Annotated in this window: 21 protein-coding genes; 12 read left to right on the top strand and 9 right to left on the bottom strand. The window is 68.8% G+C overall.

The window, feature by feature from the left end; translation table 11 throughout:
- Positions 1-204: 204 nt before the first annotated feature.
- Positions 205-1,557 carry an MFS transporter gene (locus tag H149_RS0107355; RefSeq protein WP_020649102.1) on the top strand — a complete coding sequence of 451 codons (1,353 nt, stop codon included), beginning with the start codon at positions 205-207 and terminating at the stop codon, positions 1,555-1,557.
- A 209-nt stretch (positions 1,558-1,766) separates the two neighbouring features.
- Here H149_RS0107355 and H149_RS0107350 read toward each other — a convergent pair whose 3' ends face one another.
- The 4 genes from H149_RS0107350 to minC form a co-directional block, all read right to left on the bottom strand.
- On the bottom strand, positions 1,767-2,543 hold the full coding sequence (locus tag H149_RS0107350) for a ferredoxin--NADP reductase (protein ID WP_026352964.1): 777 nt from the start codon (positions 2,541-2,543) through the stop codon (positions 1,767-1,769).
- A gap of 309 nt (positions 2,544-2,852) precedes the next feature.
- Positions 2,853-3,110, bottom strand: a complete 258-nt coding sequence (gene minE / locus H149_RS0107345) for a cell division topological specificity factor MinE (protein WP_026352963.1) — start codon at positions 3,108-3,110, stop codon at positions 2,853-2,855.
- Between the two features lie 10 nt (positions 3,111-3,120).
- Positions 3,121-3,930, bottom strand: coding sequence for a septum site-determining protein MinD (gene minD, locus H149_RS0107340; RefSeq protein ID WP_026352962.1), 810 nt, complete (start codon positions 3,928-3,930; stop codon positions 3,121-3,123).
- 45 nt (positions 3,931-3,975) lie between these two features.
- Positions 3,976-4,692: a septum site-determining protein MinC gene (gene minC, locus H149_RS0107335; protein ID WP_020649098.1), complete on the bottom strand. Its 717-nt coding sequence runs from the start codon at positions 4,690-4,692 to the stop codon at positions 3,976-3,978.
- Positions 4,693-4,818: 126 nt separating this feature from the next.
- Between minC and H149_RS0107330 the strand changes: the two genes are divergently transcribed.
- Together H149_RS0107330 and H149_RS0107325 are read left to right on the top strand one after the other, a co-directional pair.
- Positions 4,819-6,273 (top strand): circularly permuted type 2 ATP-grasp protein, encoded by a 1,455-nt coding sequence (locus tag H149_RS0107330; RefSeq protein WP_020649097.1) that lies wholly within the window; start codon positions 4,819-4,821, stop codon positions 6,271-6,273.
- Entirely contained in the window at positions 6,274-7,245 is a 972-nt protein-coding gene (locus tag H149_RS0107325) for an alpha-E domain-containing protein (RefSeq protein WP_020649096.1), read from the top strand. It begins immediately after the preceding gene.
- Positions 7,246-7,291: 46 nt separating this feature from the next.
- Here the strand turns inward: H149_RS0107325 and H149_RS0107320 are convergent, their stop codons facing one another.
- Positions 7,292-8,062: a proteasome-type protease gene (locus tag H149_RS0107320; RefSeq protein ID WP_020649095.1), complete on the bottom strand. Its 771-nt coding sequence runs from the start codon at positions 8,060-8,062 to the stop codon at positions 7,292-7,294.
- Positions 8,063-8,224: 162 nt separating this feature from the next.
- Between H149_RS0107320 and H149_RS0107315 the strand changes: the two genes are divergently transcribed.
- Positions 8,225-8,812, top strand: a complete 588-nt coding sequence (locus H149_RS0107315) for a 2-hydroxychromene-2-carboxylate isomerase (RefSeq protein ID WP_020649094.1) — start codon at positions 8,225-8,227, stop codon at positions 8,810-8,812.
- A 185-nt stretch (positions 8,813-8,997) separates the two neighbouring features.
- Positions 8,998-9,993, top strand: coding sequence for a transcriptional regulator GcvA (gcvA, locus tag H149_RS20115; protein WP_020649093.1), 996 nt, complete (start codon positions 8,998-9,000; stop codon positions 9,991-9,993).
- A gap of 20 nt (positions 9,994-10,013) precedes the next feature.
- Here the strand turns inward: gcvA and H149_RS0107305 are convergent, their stop codons facing one another.
- Together H149_RS0107305 and H149_RS0107300 are read right to left on the bottom strand one after the other, a co-directional pair.
- The gene (locus H149_RS0107305) at positions 10,014-10,523 is read right to left on the bottom strand and encodes a CC0125/CC1285 family lipoprotein (RefSeq protein WP_020649092.1); all 510 of its coding nucleotides are present in this window, start codon (positions 10,521-10,523) and stop codon (positions 10,014-10,016) included.
- Positions 10,524-10,639: 116 nt separating this feature from the next.
- Positions 10,640-11,833 (bottom strand): cytochrome P450, encoded by a 1,194-nt coding sequence (locus H149_RS0107300; protein WP_026352960.1) that lies wholly within the window; start codon positions 11,831-11,833, stop codon positions 10,640-10,642.
- A gap of 163 nt (positions 11,834-11,996) precedes the next feature.
- Here H149_RS0107300 and H149_RS0107295 point away from each other — a divergent pair, with 163 nt between their 5' ends.
- From H149_RS0107295 to H149_RS0107285, 3 genes are read left to right on the top strand one after another with little or no spacing between them, the layout of a single operon-like run.
- A complete protein-coding gene (locus H149_RS0107295; protein ID WP_020649090.1) occupies positions 11,997-12,947 on the top strand; it encodes a histone deacetylase family protein in 951 nt (316 codons plus the stop codon).
- Entirely contained in the window at positions 12,944-15,316 is a 2,373-nt protein-coding gene (locus H149_RS0107290) for a bifunctional acetate--CoA ligase family protein/GNAT family N-acetyltransferase (RefSeq protein WP_020649089.1), read from the top strand. The genes H149_RS0107295 and H149_RS0107290 overlap by 4 nt, the downstream gene beginning before the upstream one ends.
- Complete coding sequence (locus tag H149_RS0107285; RefSeq protein WP_020649088.1) at positions 15,283-16,536, top strand: MgtC/SapB family protein; 1,254 nt, start codon at positions 15,283-15,285, stop codon at positions 16,534-16,536. Before H149_RS0107290 ends, H149_RS0107285 begins: the two co-directional genes overlap by 34 nt.
- On the opposite strand, the gene H149_RS23795 is transcribed toward H149_RS0107285, so the two are convergent.
- Together H149_RS23795 and H149_RS23995 are read right to left on the bottom strand one after the other, a co-directional pair.
- Positions 16,533-17,021, bottom strand: a complete 489-nt coding sequence (locus H149_RS23795) for an OsmC family protein (RefSeq protein WP_020649087.1) — start codon at positions 17,019-17,021, stop codon at positions 16,533-16,535. The genes H149_RS0107285 and H149_RS23795 overlap by 4 nt on opposite strands.
- Before the next feature lie 55 nt (positions 17,022-17,076).
- Positions 17,077-17,634, bottom strand: a complete 558-nt coding sequence (locus H149_RS23995; RefSeq protein ID WP_245540483.1) for a hypothetical protein — start codon at positions 17,632-17,634, stop codon at positions 17,077-17,079.
- Here H149_RS23995 and infC point away from each other — a divergent pair.
- The 4 genes from infC to H149_RS0107255 all read left to right on the top strand — a co-directional run bounded on the left by infC (position 17,539) and on the right by H149_RS0107255 (position 19,915).
- Positions 17,539-18,072: a translation initiation factor IF-3 gene (gene infC, locus H149_RS0107270; RefSeq protein ID WP_366507659.1), complete on the top strand. Its 534-nt coding sequence runs from the start codon at positions 17,539-17,541 to the stop codon at positions 18,070-18,072. The two genes, H149_RS23995 and infC, sit on opposite strands and share 96 nt — an antisense overlap.
- A gap of 179 nt (positions 18,073-18,251) precedes the next feature.
- Positions 18,252-18,449: a 50S ribosomal protein L35 gene (rpmI, locus tag H149_RS0107265; RefSeq protein WP_020649084.1), complete on the top strand. Its 198-nt coding sequence runs from the start codon at positions 18,252-18,254 to the stop codon at positions 18,447-18,449.
- Between the two features lie 15 nt (positions 18,450-18,464).
- Positions 18,465-18,827 (top strand): 50S ribosomal protein L20, encoded by a 363-nt coding sequence (gene rplT, locus H149_RS0107260; RefSeq protein WP_020649083.1) that lies wholly within the window; start codon positions 18,465-18,467, stop codon positions 18,825-18,827.
- 86 nt (positions 18,828-18,913) lie between these two features.
- The gene (locus tag H149_RS0107255; protein ID WP_020649082.1) at positions 18,914-19,915 is read left to right on the top strand and encodes a phenylalanine--tRNA ligase subunit alpha; all 1,002 of its coding nucleotides are present in this window, start codon (positions 18,914-18,916) and stop codon (positions 19,913-19,915) included.
- The last annotated feature ends 34 nt before the right edge of the window (positions 19,916-19,949 follow it).

The raw sequence follows: 19,949 nt of genomic DNA, 5'->3' as shown, positions 1-19,949 counted from the left end.
AGCGCGACTTTACGGTTTCGCGACACGAAACTCGATTGGACGTTTTGTCCCATTGCGCGTCGCCAAGCGATTGATTTCCGGACGGCGGCAACGGGCCGACGAGCGCTCCGCACGGCCCGGAAACGCGCTGGCAAAAGGCCTGCCGGCGGTTCATAGTGGAGCCATAACACAGACGCCCTCGAGGGCTCACGGAGAAGGAGGACCATGAACGCACACCTTCAGACCGCCACACCGGCTGGCGCGCTGACCGACACCATCGAGGCGCAGCCGCACGGCGCCCACGACATCCATCCCGGCGACATCGCCATCGGCGTCATCATCGGCCGGACCTCCGAGTTCTTCGACTTTTTCGTGTTCGGCATCGCCGCGGCGCTGGTCTTCCCGCAGGTCTTCTTCTCGTTCGCCGATCCGACCCAGGGCACCGTGTACTCGTTCCTGCTGTTCGCGCTGGCGTTCATCGCCCGTCCGTTCGGCTCGCTGCTCGCCCGCCTGATCCACCGCCGCTACGGCCGCGGCACCAAGCTGACCTTCGCGCTGTTCGTGCTCGGCACCGCCACCGCCGGCATCGCCTTCCTGCCGGGCTACGCCGTGCTCGGCGGCACCGCGATCCTGCTGCTGGCGCTGTTCCGCATCGCCCAGGGCATCGGCCTCGGTGCCAGCTGGGACGGCCTGCCGTCGCTGCTGGCGCTGAACGCACCGGCCAGCCAGCGCGGCTGGTACGCGATGGTCCCGCAGCTCGGCGCGCCGATCGGCTTCATCATCGCCGCCGCCGTGTTCGCCTACCTGCGCGTCAACCTCGCCGACGCCGATTTCTACGACTGGGGCTGGCGCTTCCCGTTCTACGTCGCCTTCGCGATCAACGTCGTCGCCCTGTTCGCGCGCCTGCGCCTGGTGGTCACGCCGGAATTCGCGCACCTGCTCGAAACCCGTGCGCTGGAACCCTCGCCGCTCGGCGAACTGTTCCGCCTGCAGGGGCGCAATGTCCTGCTCGGCGCGCTGGCGCCGCTGGCCAGCTACGCGCTGTTCCACCTGGTGACGATCTTCCCGCTGTCCTGGGTCACGCTGTTCACCAAGGAATCGGTCGCCGAATATCTGATCGTGGAAATCTGCGGCGCCGGACTCGCGGTGCTGACGATGCTGATCTCCGGCAAATTCGCCAACCGCTACGGTCGGCGCACGACTTTCGGCTTCGGCGCCGCGCTGATCGCCGTATTCAGCGTCGCCGGCCTGATGCCGCTGTTCCTCAGGGGCACGACCACCGGTGCCTACATCTTCATCCTCGCCGGCTTCGCGCTGCTCGGCTTCACGCACGCCCAGGCCTCGGGCATCGTCAACTCGAGCTTCGCCACCCGCTTCCGCTACAGCGGCGCCGTGCTGACCTCGGACTTCGGCTGGCTGCTCGGCGCGGCTTTTGCGCCGCTGGTCGCGCTGCAGATCGCCACGCATCTCGGCGTCGGCTACGTCGGGCTCTACCTGCTGTCGGGCGCGCTCGTCACGCTGATCGCGCTGCGGATGAGCCGCTCGATCGATACCTCGTCGCCGCCGGCCGCCCGATAGGGCGGCCGCTGCGGGGCGGCGGCGGATGCGCGCCGTCCGCGCAGGCGCCGGAGCATGGCGCGCCAGTCACCTTCCGCAAGGGTGTCACATCGGTGCGGCGGCAAGCGCAGAACGAAGACGCCGGGATCCCGCCGCGGAAGTGAAGTGACGCCCACAGCGAATGCCGCCCCGAGCCGACGCTCGGGGCGGCGCCCGCTTCCCGACGGAGTTTACTTCTCGACGAAGGCGCGCTCGATGACGTAATCGCCCGGCGTGCCGATGTGCGGCGAGATCTCGAAACCGTGGCGGTCGAGCACGCCGCAGAGATCGGTCAGCAGCGACGGGCTGCCGCAGATCATCACGCGGTCGGTCTGCGGATTCATCGGCGGCAGACCGATGTCCTGGCAGAGCTTGCCGCTTTCGATCAGGTCGGTGATGCGGCCCTGGTTGCGGAACGGCTCGCGCGTCACCGACGGGTAGTAGATCAGCTTGTCGCGCACCAGCTCGCCGAGGAACTCGTGGTTCGGCAGCTCCTCGGTGATGTACTCGTAGTACGCGAGGTCATTGACGTGGCGCACGCCGTGGAACAGCACGATCTTCTCGTAGCGCTCGTAGACGTCCGGATCGCGCGCCAGGCTCATGAACGGCGCGAGGCCGGTGCCGGTGCCGATCAGGAACAGGTGCTTGCCGGGCTTGAGGTCGTCGACCACCAGCGTTCCGGTCGGCTTGCGACTGACGATCAGCTGGTCACCGACCTTGAGATGCTGCAGCCGCGAGGTCAGCGGGCCGTTCTCGACCTTGATGCTGAAGAACTCGAGATTCTCGTCGTAGTTCGGGCTGGCGATGCTGTAGGCGCGCATCAGCGGCTTGCCGTTGACTTCGAGCCCGATCATCACGAACTGACCGTTGCGGAAACGCAGCGAGGTATCGCGCGTGCAAGTGAAGCTGAACAGCGTGTCGTTCCAGTGCCGGACCGACAGCACGGTTTCAGTAGCGAGAGCAACCATTCGACGAAAATCCCGGGAGAAGCCGACCAAAGGCGGCGCAGTTTAAGAAAAATCCCCCGGGGGCGCACTCCTGCGTCCGGGTGAGTCGCGCCGAATTTTTTCGCGTGCCGGCCCGCACCGGGGCGGCCGGCAACAGGCGGCGCGCGAGTCTGCCGGCCGGCGACGCACCGCTCAAGGAACGTTTGCTTCTAAGCTTATGCGCGCCGTTGCGCCTGCCATGTGCCGGGCCGCAAACAACGATGCCCGCACGCGGCGGGCATCGGCTTGCAACATCGGCCGCGCATCCTGCACGGCGTGGAAAACTGCCGTCTAGCCGGTCTCGGGTAGCGTGATGTTCATCTCCAGCACTTCGAGGCCATCCTCGCGCTGCACATTGATCTGCACGGCGTTGTCCGGCACCTGCACATACTTGCGCACGACGTTGAGCAGCTCCTCGCGCAGCATCGGCAGGTAGACCGGGCCGTTGGCGCGACCATCGCGCTGGTGCGCGACGACGACCTTGAGCCGTTCCTTGGCGACCGAAGCGGTGTTCTTCGGCTCGCCGCGTAAAAATTTCAGCCAGTCCATCGCCATTGCGTCAGGTCCCGAAGATGCGGCCGAGCAGACCCTTCTTCTCGGCGGTGATGAAACGGTGCTCGCGCGCCTCGCCGAGGAAGCGGGCGACGAGATCATCGTAGGCGCGGCCGGCGTCGGTTTCCTTGTTGACGATCACCGGCGAGCCGGCGTTCGACGAAGTCAGCACTGCCGGCGATTCCGGAATCACGCCGAGCAGCGGGATCGCGAGGATCTCCCGGACGTCGTCGACCGACAGCATCTCGCCCTTGGCGACGCGCGCCGGGTTGTAGCGCGTCAGGACCAGATGCTCCTTGACGCGGCCCTCGCCCTTTTCGACCTTGCGCGTCTTGCTCGACAGCAGGCCGAGCACGCGATCGGAGTCGCGCACGCTGGAAACTTCCGGATTGGTGACGACCAGAGCCTCGTCGGCGAAATACATCGCCAGATGCGCGCCGCGCTCGATGCCGGCCGGCGAATCGCAGACGATGTAGTCGAATTCCTTGGCGAGCTCATTGAGCACGCGCTCGACGCCGGCCTCGGTCAGCGCATCCTTGTCGCGCGTCTGGCTGGCGGCGAGGATGTAGAGGTTCTCGTGCATCTTGTCCTTGATCAAGGCCTGGCGCAGGTTCGCCTCGCCATTGATGACGTTGACGAAGTCGAACACGACGCGGCGCTCGCAACCCATGATGAGGTCGAGATTGCGCAGGCCGACGTCGAAATCGATGACGACGGTCTTGTGGCCGCGCATCGCAAGGCCGGTCGAGAACGACGCGCTGGTCGTCGTCTTGCCGACGCCGCCCTTGCCAGAGGTCACTACGACGATTTTTGCCACGGGGTCTTCCCTAAGGGTTGGGTTCTGCGGACCGGCGAGACGGGCTCACCAGTCCAGTCGTTCGATCTTAAGCTTGCCATCGGCCAGCAGCACCTGCGCCGGCTTGCCGCGCAGATCGCCCTGCATCTGCTCGGCGACGGCGTAGACGCCGGCCACCGCCACCAGCTCGGCCTCGAAGCGGCGGCAGAACACCCGCGCGGTGGTCTCGCCACGGGCGCCGGCGATCGCCCGGCCGCGCAGCGCGCCGTAGATATGGACGCAGCCGTCGGCCACCACCTCGGCGCCGGGACTGACCGTCGAGGTGACGATCAGATCGCCGTCGGCGGCATAAATCTGCTGCCCGGAACGGACCGGATCGGTGACGATGCGCGTCGGCTTGCGGGCGCCGGCGGCCGGCGCCGGCGCCGGCTCGGCGGCAGCGGGCGCCGGAGCGGGTGCCGCGACGGCGGCCGGCAGCGGCCGCGACTTGGCGCCTTCCGGCGGCAGCACGGCGAGGCCCCAGCTGCGCGCCGATTCGGCGAGCGGGCCGTCGCCGACGCCGATCGGCTGCATGCCCACCCCGCGCAGCGCCGCCAGCACGCCGCCGAGGTCCATCGGCGCGTCGGCTTCGAGAATGATCGGCATGCCCTGCACGGCCTGCGGCATCTGCCGGGCAAAATCGCGCAGCTGGGCGCCGATGGCCGCAAGGTCGGGATCGAGCACGCGGGCGCGCGTCAGCGACAGCATGCGGCCCTTGAATTCCAGCGCTTTGATGGACGTCATGATCTTGCAAGAGAGATTGCGGAATTCTACACAGTTCGGATCGCCTCCAGCCGTATCGCGGCCGTTGGCTCGCGTTTTGCTTCATCGCTGTCATCACGACTCGATACGGAAACGCTCAGCCACCGCATGGCCATCGACTGGAGTCAGTACCGCTGCAAGGACTATTACGACGAGTTGATGGCCGCGCCCGGCCAGCCCCGTCCCGCCGCGCAGCATCTCGTCCATTACCTCGGCAGCCTGACGCCCGAGGAGCTCGCCGAGCGGCGCCTGGCCGCGGAGCTGGCGATCAAGGTAATGGGCATCACCTTCACCGTGTACTCGGAAGGCCGCAACGTCGACCGCTCGTGGCCGTTCGACATCATCCCGCGCACGCTGCCGAAGACGGAATGGAGCAGGACCGAGGCCGGCCTGCAGCAGCGGGTGCGCGCACTGAACCTGTTCATCCAGGACATCTACGGCGCGCAGAAGATCGTCAGGGACAAGATCTTCCCGGCCGAGCTGCTCGCCGAATCGGTCAATTTCCGGCCACAGTGCGTCGGCATCCGGCCGCGCCACGGCGTCTGGGCCCATATCTGCGGCTCGGACCTGGTCCGTGACCTCGACGGCACGCTGTACGTGCTCGAGGACAACCTGCGCGTGCCGTCCGGCGTGAGCTACATGGTCGAGAACCGCCAGGTCACCAAGCGCGTGTTCCCGGAGCTGTTCCAGACCGGCGCGATCCTGCCGGTCGACGACTACCCCGCCCAGCTCTACGACATGCTGGCGGCGATGTCGCCGCGGCCCGGCGACACGCCGTCGATCGCGCTGCTGACGCCGGGCATCTACAACTCGGCCTACTTCGAGCACTCCTGGCTGGCGCAGCAGATGGGCATCGAGCTGGTCGAGGGCCAGGACCTGTTCGTCGGCGACGACAACTGCGTCTACATGCGCACCGTCTACGGGCCGAAGCGCGTCGACGTGATCTACCGCCGCGTCGACGACCTGTTCCTCGACCCCGAGGCCTTCCGCCCGGACTCGATCCTCGGCGTGCCGGGCCTGATGCGGGCCTGGATCGCCGGCAAGGTCGCGCTGGTCAACGCGCCCGGTGCCGGCGTCGCCGACGACAAGGTGGTCTACGCCTTCGTGCCGAAGATGATCCGCTATTACCTCGGCGAGGAACCGATCCTGCCGAACGTGCCGAGCTACCTGTGCATGGACGAGCATGACCGCAGCTACGTGCTCGACCACCTCGACCAGCTGGTCGTCAAGCCGGCCAACGAGTCCGGCGGCTACGGCATGCTGATCGGACCGCGGGCGACGAAGAAGGAACGCGACAAGTTCCGCGAGCTGATCGTCGCCAACCCGCGCAACTACATGGCACAGCCGACGCTGGCGCTGTCGACCGCGCCGACGCTGGCCGACGGCAGCATCGAGCCACGTCATCTCGACCTGCGCCCGTTCATCCTGTCGCGCGGCGACAGCACCTACGTCACCACCGGCGGGCTGACCCGCGTGGCGATGACCAAGGGTTCGCTGGTCGTCAACAGCTCGCAGGGCGGCGGCGCCAAGGACACCTGGATCGTCGATCTGGAGGCCGCTTAAGTGTTATCCCGCGTCGCCGACAACCTGTACTGGCTGGGCCGCTACCTGGCTCGCGCCGAAAACACCGCACGCCTCGTCAGCGTCCACTCGCACCTGCTGCTCGACCTGCCGCGCGGCATGGCGCTCGGCTGGTCGCCGCTGGTCGACATCCTCGGCGCCAACCACGCGTTCGAGAGTCTCTACGCCGACGACTCCGAAGCGCAGGTCGTGCGCTTTCTGATCACCGATCCCGAGAACAGCAGCTCGATCGCCGCCTCGGTCGGCCATGCCCGCGAGATCCTGCGCACCGTTCGCGACAGCACGCCGCGCGACGCCTGGGAGCAGATCAACGCCCTGCACCTGTTCCTGCAGGAGAAGGGCGAGAAGCATCTGCCGCGTGCCCACCGGCAGGCCGGCCTCGACCGCGTCATCGACGGCATCCTGCTGCTGCGCGGCATGCTGGCCGCCAACATGACGCACGATGTCGGCTATCACTTCCTGCAGATCGGTCTCAGCCTCGAACAGGCCGACATGACGACGCGCATCGTCGACGTTCGCACCGTCGACCTGATCCGTGCCCGCACCGCCGAGGAATTGCGGCCGTTCGTGCAGATCCAGTGGATGAGCGTGCTGCGCTCGCTGATGGCCTACCAGGCCTATCGCCGGCACGAGAAGATCCGCGTCAGCGGCCCTGCCGTGCTGCGCTTCCTGCTGCAGAACCGCGACTTCCCGCGTTCGGTGATGTTCTGCCTCAATCACATCGGCCGGACGCTGCCGAACCTGCCGCACAACCGCGCCAGCGAGCGCTCGATCGACCGCATCCGCGCGCTGATCCAGGACGCCAATTTCGAGCGCCTGCTCGATCAGGGTCTGCACGAGTGGATCGACGAGATCCAGGTCGGCATCGGCGCCGTGCACGAGTCGCTGGCAAAGAGCTACTTCCAGCTCGATCCCGGCACCGCGCCTACGCAGCGCCAGCTGGCCTACAGCTGAGCCCGCGCACGCCGGGCACCCCGCCGCTCCGCGGCGGGCGCCGGCCTCAGTCGTTGGCGTCGAGCAGCCGCCCCTGCGCGTCCGGCGTTTCCCAGTCGAATTTCGGCAGATTGCGGAACGCGGCGACCAGCTGTCGCCCCCAGGACTCGCGCAGCTGCGCGTAGAACGGCGTGTCGAGGTCGAGGCGCAGCCGGTGCGTGATGCGCAGCGCGTCGCGCGGCAGGATCGCCAGATCGATCGGCGGACCGACCGAGATGTTCGAGCGCATCGTCGAGTCGATCGAGACCAGCGCGCAGCGGGCGGCGTCCTCGAGCGGCACCGGCGGACGGATCACGCGGTCGAGGATCGGCTTGCCGTACTTGCTCTCGCCGATCTGCAGGAACGGCGTCTCCGGCGACGAGGCGATGCAGTTGCCTTCCGGATAGATCATGTAGATCGCCGGCTCCTCGCCCTGGATCTGGCCACCGAGGATGAAGGTCGTGCGCAGGTCGACGCTGCTGTACTGCGTCTGCTGGGCGACATGCTTCTGCGCACTCACCGACAGCGAGCCAATGTATTCGGCGGCGTCAAACATGTAGCGCGCCAGGCGCAGGCTCATCGGCACCACCGGCTCTTCGAGATCGCGCCTGATGTGGGCCAGCACCGCCTGCGTCGTCGCCAGATTGCCGGCCGACAGCAGCACGAAGACGCGGTCGCCCGGGAACTCGAAGACGTGGACCTTGTTATACGTCCGCACGTCGTCGACGCCGGCGCTGGTCCGCGTATCGCCCGCGAACACCAGTCCGTCGTTCACCTTGATCGCACAACAGTACGTCATGATTCCTACCTTGCAGAGGGGCGCCAGTGTAGGCAGCCCGCAGGGCTTCGTCACGCCCCGTCCGCCGACGGCTGAAGCACAAGTTGTGCCGCCGCTGCGACGCGTGACAGACTGCCTGAAACCGGCCTGCACGGAAGAACAAGCGCAGAGGAGCCCGCCGCGATGGCGACGATCGAGTTCTACTGGGACGCCGTCAGTCCCTACACCTACCTCGCCGCGACGCGGATCGAGCGCTTCGCTGCCGAGCACGGCGCCGCGCTCGTCTGGAAGCCGGTGCTGCTCGGCAAGCTGTTCGAAGCCTGCGGCAACCGCGCGCCGCTGACGGTTCCGGCCAAGGGCCAGTACATGTTCGCCGACCTGCAGCGCTGGGCGCGCCATTACGGCGTGCCGCTGCAGGTGCCGAGCCCGTTCCCGGTGTCGACGCTGAATGCCCAGCGCATCGCCAGCGCGCTCGGCGGCGAGGACCGCGCGCGCTGGGCGCGCGCCAGCCTCGACGCCTACTGGACGCGCAATCTCGACATCAGCCAGCCGCCGGTGCTGGCCGCGCTCGCCGCCGAACTCGGCTTCGATGGCCCGGATCTGCTGGCCCGCGCGCAGACGCCGGAAGCCAAGGAGCAGCTGAAGGCCTATACCGACGAGGCGGTGCAGCGCGGCGCGTTCGGCGCGCCGACCTTCTTCATCGGCGATGCGATGTTCTGGGGCAACGACCGCTTCGAGCTGATGGCGAGCGCGCTGGCCGACGCCGCATAGCGCCGCGCGCGACTGCGCAGCGCATCGCAGAACGCCGGCGCGTGCCGCGTGCAGCGGCGCAGGCTTTCCGTCATCATGCACGCCGGCTGCGGTGAGGCGGCGCGATGCTGGCGTCGGACGACCGGACGACCGCACCGGCACCCTCCCCGTCGTTCCCGCCTGTCTGTCGAGATCCGCCGCCCGTCATGCGCCTTCCGCCGCTCAATGCGCTTCGTGCCTTCGAAGCCGCCGCACGCCACTGCAGCGTGTACAAGGCGGCGCAGGAGCTGCACGTCACGCCGGCGGCGATCAGCCACCAGATCAAGGCGCTCGAGGAACACCTGGGCGTGGCGCTGTTCAAGCGCATGCCGCGCCGCATCGCCCTGACGCCGGCCGGCGAAGCCTGCCTGCCCAAGCTGACGGCCGCGTTCGCGCAGATGGCCGACGCGGTCGCGGCGGCGCAGCACCTGGCCCATGCCGGCCGCCTGATGCTGAGCGTGCCGCCGGCGCTGGCCTCGAAGTGGCTGATTCCCAAGCTGGCCGGCTTCCGCGATCGCAATCCGGACCTCGACCTGCGCATCTCGGCGCGACAGACCTTGGTCGATCGCGCGCGCGGCGAGCTCGACCAGGGCGCCAATCTGCTCGAGGGCGGCGACGTCGCGATCCGCTTCGGCGACGGCGACTATCCGGGCTACGTCGTGCACAAGCTGTTCGACTCGTATGCCCTGCCGATGTGCAGTCCGCGCCTGCTCGAAGGGACCAATCCGCTGCGCACGCCGGACGATCTGCGCCACCACACGCTGCTGCACTACGAGAACGACATCGCGATGGTCGACGTCGGCCGGCCGAACTGGACCTCGTGGCTGAAGGCCGCCGGCGTGCGCGGCGTCAACACGCGGCGCGGCCCGACTTTCAATCACGTGACGCTGGCGATGCAGGCCGCGGCCGACGGCCTCGGCGTGGTGCTCGGCATCCCGATCATGGCGGTCGGAGAATTCGCCGAAGGCAGTCTGGTCGCGCCGTTCCCGCTGAGCCTGCCGACCGGCGCCAGCTACTACCTGGTCTACAGCCGCGAGAACCAGGACGAGCCTTCGGTCGCCGCGTTCCGCGAGTGGATACTCGCCGAGGCCCGCGCCGAGCCCTGGGCGGAACCGCCGCAGGTGCCGATCGCCTTCGCCGCCGTCCCGGACTTCGGCGGCTGAGTGCCCCCGCCAGCGGCGTCTCAGGGCGTCGCCGGCCGCACGATCTGCGCTTCAAGATTGGCCTTGACCTCGCGCGCGTCGAAGGCCTGAGGATTGTCGGCGGGCTTGGCCCCCTTGAACGTCAGGATCTCGGCCTGTGCGCTGTACTCGGCCTTCTGGCTGCCGCCGGTCTCGGTGCCGACCCCGACGCCGACGCCGCTGTGCGAACCGAAGCCGAAACCGCCGACCCCGACGCTGAAGCTCGGCCCGCTGCCGGGCTTGGCGCTGGTCGAGCTGGCGGCGACGATGAAGTAGTCGTTGCCGCTGTTCAGCGTGACTTCCGCTGCCTGGTACAGCAGGTAGTTCTCGACGGTCTGCCGCGGCGTCTCGGAGCTGCCGGTGAAGCTCACGCGGTAGCGGTTGGTCTCGAGCATCTGCGCCGAATATCCATAGCCCTTGCGCGCGGGCTGGTACGGCGTCACTGCCGCGCAGGCGACCAGCGTGGCGAGGCCGGCGGCGGCGAGGATGGCGCGAAACGGAAACGTCGGCATGGCGGGATCCCGGGTCGTGGAGCGAGGCGCTTGCCCGCCATCTTACGCCGCCGCCATCCCCGATCGCGGCGGCCGCAGCGGACCCGGCGTTCCGCGGCGCCTGCGGTGCGGAGCGCTCAGCGCGGCGCGAAGCGCGCCGGCACGTGCGTGAAGCCGCGAACGTTGGGATTGTGCGCGCGCTGCAGGCCCGACTCGTCGATCTCGTAGTCGGGCATCACTTTCAGGATTTCCTCGAACACCACGCGCGCTTCCAGGCGCGCGAGCGCCGAGCCGAGACAGGCATGGATGCCCAGGCCGAACGCCAGATGATCGCGCGCGCCGCGGCGCACGTCGTAGACGTCGGGGTTCGGATATTTGTCGGCGTCGCGATTGGCGGAAATGATGCACAGGCCGACGCGGTCGCCCTGGCGCAGCGGCTTGCCGCGCAGCGTCACGTCCCGGCCGACGCGGCGCACGATGATCTGCGAGGAGCCGTCGAAACGCAGCGTTTCCTCGACCGCGCCGGCGATCAGCGCCGGGTTCTCGACCAGCAGCCGGCGCTGCTCGGGATGCTGCCAGAGGCGGTAGGCCATGTTGCCGATCAGCTTGGTCGTGGTCTCGTTGCCGGCGATCGCCAGCAGGATCAGCGTGCCGACCACCTGCGCCTGCGTGAGGCGGCCGTCCTGCTCGGCGCGCAGCATCACGCCGAGCAGATCCTGCCCCGGCGGCAGCGCCCGATGCTTGGCACGATGGCCCTCGAAATAGGTCGCCATGCTGATGAAGCCCTGCACGTTGCGCTCGGACAGATCGTGCTGCTTGTCCTCGCGGGCGATCAGGTCGTCGGCCCAGCCGCGCACCCGGTCCTGATCCTCGACCGGCACCGCCGTCAGCGTCGAGATCACGTCCATCGGCAGATAGCAGCCGAGATCGGCGACGAAATCGAAGCGGCCGCCCGGCGCGTGCCGCTGCAGCAGCCGCCGCGCCTGCGCGCGGATGTACGCCTCCATCGTCTGCACCGCCGCCGGCGTCATCAGCGGCATGAACAGATTGCGCACGCGCGTGTGCTCGGGCGGATCGCTGAAGATGAACATCGGATACGGCAGCTTCTCGGTCGAGCCCTTCTCGAGCGAAGTCGCGCCGGTGTTGATGAAGGTCCTGAAATCGCGGAAGGCCTGGTAGACGTCGTCCCACTTGGTCAGGAACCACAGGTCGAGCGCGGCGTTGTAATGCACCGGATCGTGTTCGCGCAGCGCCGCGTACGTGGGATACGGGTCCCAGTGAAAGCGATGATCGTAGGGATCGAGCTGCAGCGGCGGCGTGGCGGACGGCATCGTCATCTCCGGCGATAGGTCGATCCGAGCATAGGCTTGGCCCCGGGGCTTCAGCCGCCCCTCAAACGGCGCATGAATTGCGGCCAGTACGGAGTGCCGGGCCGGCGCGAGTCCGGCAGAATGGGGCGACTCGCCGCCCCCAGAGAGCCCGCTCGCCCCCGCCATGCCCGCTTCGCTGCCCGTCGCCTGGATCACGCACGCCGAATGCCGGCGCCACGAGATCGCGCCCGATCACCCGGAGTCGCCGCGGCGGCTGGCGGCGATCGAGGACCGCATGATCGCCTGCGGCTACGCCGACTTCATGCAACATCACGAGGCTCCCGAAGCGCGCTACGACGATCTCGCGCGCGCCCACAACGGCGCCCACATCCACCACATCCTGTCGCTGCGCGACACCGGCACGGTGCGGCACGACATCGACGGCGACACCGCGGTCACCGAACACACCGTCGCCGCCGCGCTGCGCGCCGCCGGCGCCGGTGTGCTCGGCGTCGACCTGCTGCTCGAGGGCCGCACCAGCCTCGCGTTCTGCGCGGTGCGGCCGCCCGGCCATCACGCCGAGCGCACGCGCGCGATGGGCTTCTGCTACTTCAACAATGTCGCGGTCGCCGCCAAGTACGCGCTGTCGCGCGGCCTGGAGCGCGTCGCCGTGCTCGACTTCGACCTGCATTACGGCAACGGCACCGCCGACTGCTTCCTCGACGAGCCGCGCGCGCTGCTGCTGTCGACCTACCAGCATCCGCTCTATCCGTACTGGAGCGGCGTGCTGCACGCGCAGAACCTCGTCGACGTGCCGCTCAAGCCGTATACCGACGGCCCGGCGTTCCGCGCCAAGGTCGTCGAGCACTGGCTGCCGGCGCTCGAAGCGCAGCGCCCGCAGATGCTGCTGGTCTCCGCCGGCTTCGACGCGCACCTCGCCGACCCGCTCGGCGACCTGCGCCTGCAGTACGGCGACTTCCAGTGGCTCGGCACGCTGATCCGCGACATCGCCGCGGTCACCGCCCAGGGACGCGTGCTGGCGACGCTGGAGGGTGGCTACGACCTGACGGCGCTGGCGCGCAGCGTCGAATCGTTCCTGACGCCGTTCGTCGGCGGAGACGAGCTGCCCGCATGACGATCCGCCACGTCGAATCCTTCTTCCGCCCGAAGGCGGTGCTCGGCATCGGCCGTCCGGCCGACGTGCCGGCCGAGGAAATGCTGCGCCGCCTGACCGCGCTGCCCGACGCGTATCGCGCGCTCTACGCGCACACGCTCGACGGCTGGCGCACGCTGGGCAAGATCCGCGACGCCACCAACTACGAACTCGGCATCGTCTTCGACGCCGCCGAGATGACGCCATCACTGGTGCGCGGCCTGACCGAGCAGGGCTGCCGCGCGCTGATCTGGCTGCCGGACACGCCAGTGCCCGAGGCGATCCTGCGCGCCGGTCGCGACGAGACGCTGCGCGTGCTCGGCCCCGGCAGCTCCGGCGCCGCGCACGCGCGCACGCTGAGCCTGTCGGCCTGGGGCCTGCCGGCCGCCGGCACGACGGCGCTGATCGCGCAGTCGCGCTCGATCGCCGCCGCCGCGCTCGACTGGGCGGCCGGCCATGCGCTCGGCTTCTCGTGGATCGCGGTGACCGGCGGCGAGGCCGACGTCGACGTCGCCGACCTGCTCGACTACGCCGCGCTCGATCCGAGCACGCAGGCCGTGGTCCTGCAGCTCTCGCACATCCACAGCCCGCGCAAGTTCATGTCGGCGGCGCGCGCCTGCGCGCGCAGCAAGCCGGTCGTCGTGCTGCAGACGCCGGACGCGCACGACGACGCCGCGCAGCCGACCGATCCGGTACTGTCGGCGGCGTTCCGCCGCGCCGGCCTCGTCGAGGTCGACCGCATCACCGCGATCTTCAGCGCGCTCGCCGCGATGTCGCGCATCGGCGAAGCGATGCAGGGCCGCATCGCCGTGGTCGGCACCGGCAACGGCATCTGCCAGCTCGCCCGCGCCTCGCTGTGGCGCGAAGGCCTGACGCCGGCAGCACCGAGCGACGGCGCCTGGACCCAGCTGCGCGAGCTTCTGCCTGAAGTGCAGAGCGGCGCGCAGTGGCTCGACGTCGGCCTCGCCTCCGACGAACAGACCCTCGACGCGTTGCGCGCGACGCTGGCCGCGCCCGGCGTCGACATGGTGATGTTCGTGCGCAGCCCGGCACCGGGCCGCGACGACGAAGCCTTCGCCCAGCGCCTGGTCACGGCGCGGCTGCGCGAGCGCCTGGTCGTCGTGTTCCTCGGCCAGGCCCGCGCCGCGCCGGCGCTGCGCCGCTGCGCCGAAGGCGGCATCGCCGCGTTCGCCTCGGTCGAGGCCGCGGCGCGCGCGCTGCGCTACCGCCGTGAGCATCGCCGCACGCAGGAACTGCTGATGCGGACGCCGACGCTCGACCCGCTCGCGCACGGCCGCGAGCCGCCGGCGCTGCCGGTGCCGGCCAAGCTCAAGGGCAGCTGGGTACTGCCGGCCGCCGATGCCGCCGAGCTGCTGAGCGGCTACGGCCTGCAGCCGGCCGCCTGGGCCGAAGCGGCCGGCCGCGGCTTGCGCGTCAAGCTCAAGCGCCATCCGGAAATGGGGGTCTACATCGAGGTCCGCCTCGACCCGGCGTCGGCGGCGGCACCGACCACCTATGCCCTGCCGCCGGTCGACGACGTGCTGGCGACGACGATGCTCGGCGAGATCGGCCTCGGCTCGCGCGTCAACGCGCCGCTCGGCCTGCGCGCGTCGGACTACGCGACCGCGGTCGCGCGCCTGTCGCAGCTCGCCGTCGAGCAGCCGCGCCTGCTCGAGGCCGACGTGCGCCTGCTGCCGGCCGACGGCATCGCCGAGATCGGCTACGCGCGCCTGGTCGCCGAAGCCGAACCGCCGAGCGAGCGCGACCGCCTGGCGCTGGCGCCGTACCCGAGCGCGCTGGCGCGCGTCGCCCCGCTCAAGGGCGAGCGCCAGATGCTGCTGCGCGTGATCCGGCCGACCGACGAACCGGCGCTGATCCGCATGCTCTCCGAGCTCGACCCGGAGGAAATCCGCCTGCGCTTCTTCCGCTACATCCGCCAGTTCACGCACACGATGGCGGCACGCATGTCGCAGATCGATTACGACCGCGAGATGACCTTCGTCGCCGAAGCCGACTCGCGGCCCGGGGAGCTCGCCGGCGTCTCGACGCTGGTGTCCGATCCGACCGGCAGCGAAGCCGAGTTCGCGGCACTGGTGCACCACAACTTCGCCGGCCTCGGTCTCGGTCGCCAGCTGATGCGCGCGATCCTCGACTACGGCGCGCAGCGCGGCATCCGCCGCATCTACGGCGACGTGCTGCTGGAGAACGCGCCGATGCTGGCGCTCTCGCACAGCCTCGGCTTCCACCGCGAACGCCACCCGGACGACCCGGGCTGCGTGCGCGTGGTGCTCGAAGTCCCGCCCGAGAAGGCCCGCTCGTGGACGACCCTGCGATCCTTCGCGCGTACCTGATCAGCCTCGGCATCGGCCTGCTGATCGGCGTCGAGCGCGAGCGCGCCGACGCCGGCAGCGCCGGCCTGCGCAGCTTCGCGCTGATCGCGCTGTCCGGCACCACCGCGGCCTGGCTGGCGCGCGAGAGCGGAACGCCGTGGCTGCTGCCGGTCGCGCTGCTCGGCGTCGTCGCGCTGTGGCTGGCCGCCGACCTGCGCGATCCCGAGCACGCCCGCGACCCCGGCACGACGACCGGCATCGCCTTCGTGTTGTGCTTCCTGCTCGGCGCGATGCTCGTCTATCACGCCACCTACATCGCCGTCGCCATCGCGGTGGTCGTGACCCTGCTGCTCTACTTCAAGACCGAGTTGCACGGCATCACGCACCGCCTGACGCGCGAGGAGCTGCTGTCGTTCCTGCAGTTCGCGGTGCTCGCCTTCGTGGCGCTGCCCTTGCTGCCGGATCGCGGCTTCGGGCCGTTCGCGGCCGTCAATCCGGCGCGTGTCGGCCAGTTCGCGGTGCTGATCTGCGCGATGAACCTGTGCGGCTACGCCGCGCTGCGCCTGTTCGACGATCACCGCGCGGTCGCGATCACCGGTCTGCTCGGCGGCCTGGTGTCGAGCACCGCGACGACCCTGGCGCTGTCGCGCCAGACGCGCGGCGCCGGCGTGCCGCCGGAACTGGCGGCGCTCGGCATCCTGCTCGCCAACCAGACCGTGCTGCTGCGGCTCGCCGTGCTGGCCGGCATCGCCGCGCCGGCAATCCTGCCGTCGCTGCTGCCAGTCATCGCCGGCGGACTCGCCGGCGGCCTGATCGCGCCGCTGTGGCTGTGGCGGCGCCTGCCGGCCGAACAGCCAGAGGTGGCGATGAGCGTGACCAATCCTGCCGAGCTGAAGGCGGCGCTGGGCTTCGCGGCGCTGTTCGCGCTGGTCCTGGTCGTCACCGCCGCCGCCCATCACAGCTTCGGCACCGGCGGTCTCTACGCGGTCGCCGCGATCTCCGGACTGACCGACGTTGATGCGATCACCCTGTCGACGCTGCGCCTGTTCGGCGGCGGCCAGGTCGCCGCGGCAACCGCGCTCGGCGTCGTGCTGACCGCGTTCGGCGCCAACCTGATCTTCAAGCTCGGCCTGGTCGCCGGCATCGGCGGCCGCACCGCGGCGCGCCATGTGGCGCTCGGCTATCTGCTCAGCATGGCCGGCCTGCTCGTCGGCGGCCTGCTGCCCGTGCGTCCGGCCTAGAACTCGGCGACGAGCGCCGTGGTGATGCGGATGTCCGACATCAGCGTCTGATGGACCGGGCAGCGGTTGGCGATCTCCAGCAGGCGCTGGCGCTGCTCGTCGCTGAGCGGCCCCTCGAGCACGATGTGCCGCTCGATCTCGTCGATCTTGGCATTCGGCGCCGCCTGCCCGGCGCATTCCGCGCAGTCGCGCGCGTGGATCTTGCGGTGCTTGAGCTGGACGGTGACGCGCGTCAGCGGCAGCTTCTTCAGATCCGCATACATGCGCAGCGTGATGCTGGTGCAGCTGCCGAGCGCGGCGAGCAGATACTCGTACGGATTGGGACCGGCGTCCCGGCCGCCGACGTCGAGCGGCTCGTCGGCGAGCGCGAAGTGCGAGCCCATCCGCAGCTGACGTACGTAGTTGCCCTCGCCGGCCTCGACCACCTGCACTTCGTTGTGCGGCAACGAGGCCGGGAGGCGGGCGGAAACAATGACATCGTTCATGGCATTTCGGACGTGCAAGTGAGGCGGCGATCGTCGCACGCCCGCTCCGCACTGCCTATGGCGCGCCCCGTTGCGCGGCCGGCGCCGGCGGCCGCAGGGCCTGATCGAGATCATGCAGCGGCGCGGCGAGCGGCCCGAGCGCCAGCCACAGGCACAGCGTCCAGGCCAGCAGCGGCAGCACGACGGCCACCAGGAAGGTGACGAGCCAGGAGGGGGTTCTGGGGCGCAAGAGCCGGATATCCCGATGATCCTTGTCGAAAATGGCTGCGGCGGCACCCATCCTGATGCCGTCCCGACCCGTACCGCATGCCCTCTTAGCGGCCCGCCGGCCGCCGCGCTTGAGGCCGCCGGCCGGCTGATGGCCGCCATCAGGGAGCACGAGCGGCAAGGCGGAAGCGCTTGATTGCCCTTGAGAGAAGGACCGCAGGTCCGTAGAATGCGCGCCCTTGTCCTCGAACCGGATGGGCATTTCCTGTCCACCGCACGAGTATCCGGTCCGTCCCCGGTGGGCGGATACATCAGGAGATGTCGCATCGCTTTTGAACGTGAAGATCGGCGCAACCACCAGATCACGGCGCCGCGGGTCCGCGTGATTGCGGATGATGGTGAGCAAGTCGGCATCATGCTGACGCGCGACGCCATCGCCAAGGCCGAGGAAGCCGGTCTCGATCTGGTCGAGGTTTCGCCGAACGCGGAGCCGCCGGTCTGCAAGATCATGGACTACGGCAAGTACCTTTATCAGAAGGACAAGGCCGCGCACGCTGCGAAGAAGAAGCAGAAGCAGATCCAGATCAAGGAGATCAAGTTCCGGCCCGGCACCGAGGACGCGGACTTCCAGACCAAGCTGCGCCAGATCAAGGGCTTCCTGGAAGAAGGCGACAAGGTGAAGATCGTGGTCCGCTTCCGCGGCCGCGAGATGGCGCACCAGGAACTCGGCATGCAGGTCATGGAACGCCTGAAGACGGAACTCGCCGAGCTGGCGGCCGTCGAGCAGCATCCGAAGATGGAAGGCCGCCAGTCGGTGATGGTCATGTCGACGAAGAAGAAGTGAGAACACGCGGGCCGGCACGCCGGCCCGCACGATCAGCGGGGAGTCATCCCCGATGAAGCGGGACAGGGTCGCAGCCAGGCCCGAACTCGAGAAAAAGTCCTTCCCCGTCGGGGAAGGCCCGGTCAGCTCCCTGGCAAGGACGTGAAACCGGCAATGTGGTTCGAGAAAAGGAGTTAGTCATGCCGAAGATGAAAACCGTGAAGAGCGCGGCCAAGCGCTTTTCCAAGACTGGTAAGGGCGGCTTCAAGCGCTCTCACTCGCACAAGCGCCACATCCTGACCAAGAAGTCGGGCAAGCGCATCCGTCAGCTCCGTGGCGAGGCGCAGATTCACGCGTCGGACGTCCGCGAAGTCCGCATCATGCTGCCGTACGCTTAAGCGAGGAGATAGCACATGGCACGCGTCAAACGTGGTGTTACCGCCCGCGCCAAGCACAAGAAAGTCCTGAAGAAGGCCAAGGGCTACTACGGCGCCAAATCGCGCCAATTCCGCTCCGCCAAGGAGCAGGTCATCAAGTCGGGCCAGTACGCCTACCGCGACCGTCGCGTCAAGAAGCGCGAATTCCGTTCGCTGTGGATCGTGCGCATCGGCGCGGCGGCCAAGGAACTCGGCCTGTCGTACAGCCGATTTATCAACGGGCTCGCCAAGGCCGGCGTCGCCCTCGATCGCAAGGTCCTCGCGGACATGGCGATTCACGACAAGGCGGCGTTCGCGACTCTGGTGGCCCAGGCGAAAGCCCAGCTCGGCGTCGCCTAAGCACAGCCTTCTGTCGTTGACCAAAGCTGTTGCGAAAGGGGAGCGGCGCCCTGCCGTTCCCCTTTTTCGTTTTCAAGAACCCGGACATGACTGACCAACTCGAAGAACTGGTGCAGCAGGCGCAGGCCGACATCGCCGCCTGCGGCGAAGGTCGCGCGCTCGAGGCGCTGCGCGTCGACCTGCTCGGCAAGAAGGGCCGCGTCACCGAGCTGCTCAAGCAACTCGGCGGCATGGCCCCCGACGAGCGCAAGGCCTACGGCGAGCGCGTCAACCGCGCCAAGGAAACGCTGGCCGCGGCGCTCGAAGCGCGCGGCCTGGCGCTGGCCAGCGCCGAACTCGAAGCGCGCCTGGCTTCGGAGCGCATCGACGTCACCCTGCCCGGTCGCGGCGAAGCCGGCGGCGGCCTGCATCCGATCACGCGCACGATCAACCGCGTCGCCGAAATCTTCGGCGAGATGGGCTTCGAGATGGTCGAGGGCCCGGAGATCGAGGACGACTTCCACAATTTCGGCGCGCTCAACATTCCGGACGCGCATCCGGCGCGGGCGATGGCGGATACCTTCTACGTGCTGAACGGCGCGCGCCTGCTGCGCACGCACACCAGCCCGGTGCAGATCCGCACGATGCAGAAGCGGCAGCCGCCGATCCGCATCATCTGCCCGGGCCGCGTCTATCGCGTCGACTCGGATCGCACGCACAGCCCGATGTTCCATCAGATGGAGGGCCTCTACGTCGCCGAGAAGGTATCGCTGGCCGACCTCAAGTACGACATCCAGAACTTCCTGTCGCGCTTCTTCGAGCGCGACGTCGAAGCCCTGTTCCGTCCGTCGTACTTCCCGTTCGTCGAACCCGGCGCCGACGTGCACATCAAGTGGACGCTGCCCGACGGCGGCTGGCGCTGGCTGGAGGTGCTCGGCTGCGGCGTGGTGCATCCGAAGGTGCTCGAAGCCGTCGGCATCGATTCCGAGAAATATTCGGGCTACGCGTTCGGCATGGGCATGGAACGCATGGCGATGCTGCGCTACGGCGTCGACGACCTGCGTCTGTTCTTCAACAACGATCTGCGCTTCCTCGAGCAGTTCCGCTGAAGTGCCGTCGCCAACGAAGAACACAGGATCGAGA

The sequence above is a fragment of the Solimonas variicoloris DSM 15731 genome, assembly GCF_000382285.1.
In the GTDB taxonomy this organism is placed as follows: Bacteria; Pseudomonadota; Gammaproteobacteria; order Nevskiales; family Nevskiaceae; genus Solimonas; species Solimonas variicoloris.
The sequence above is the reverse complement of the archived record's forward strand: the minus strand, read 5'-3'. Positions and strand labels throughout refer to the sequence as shown.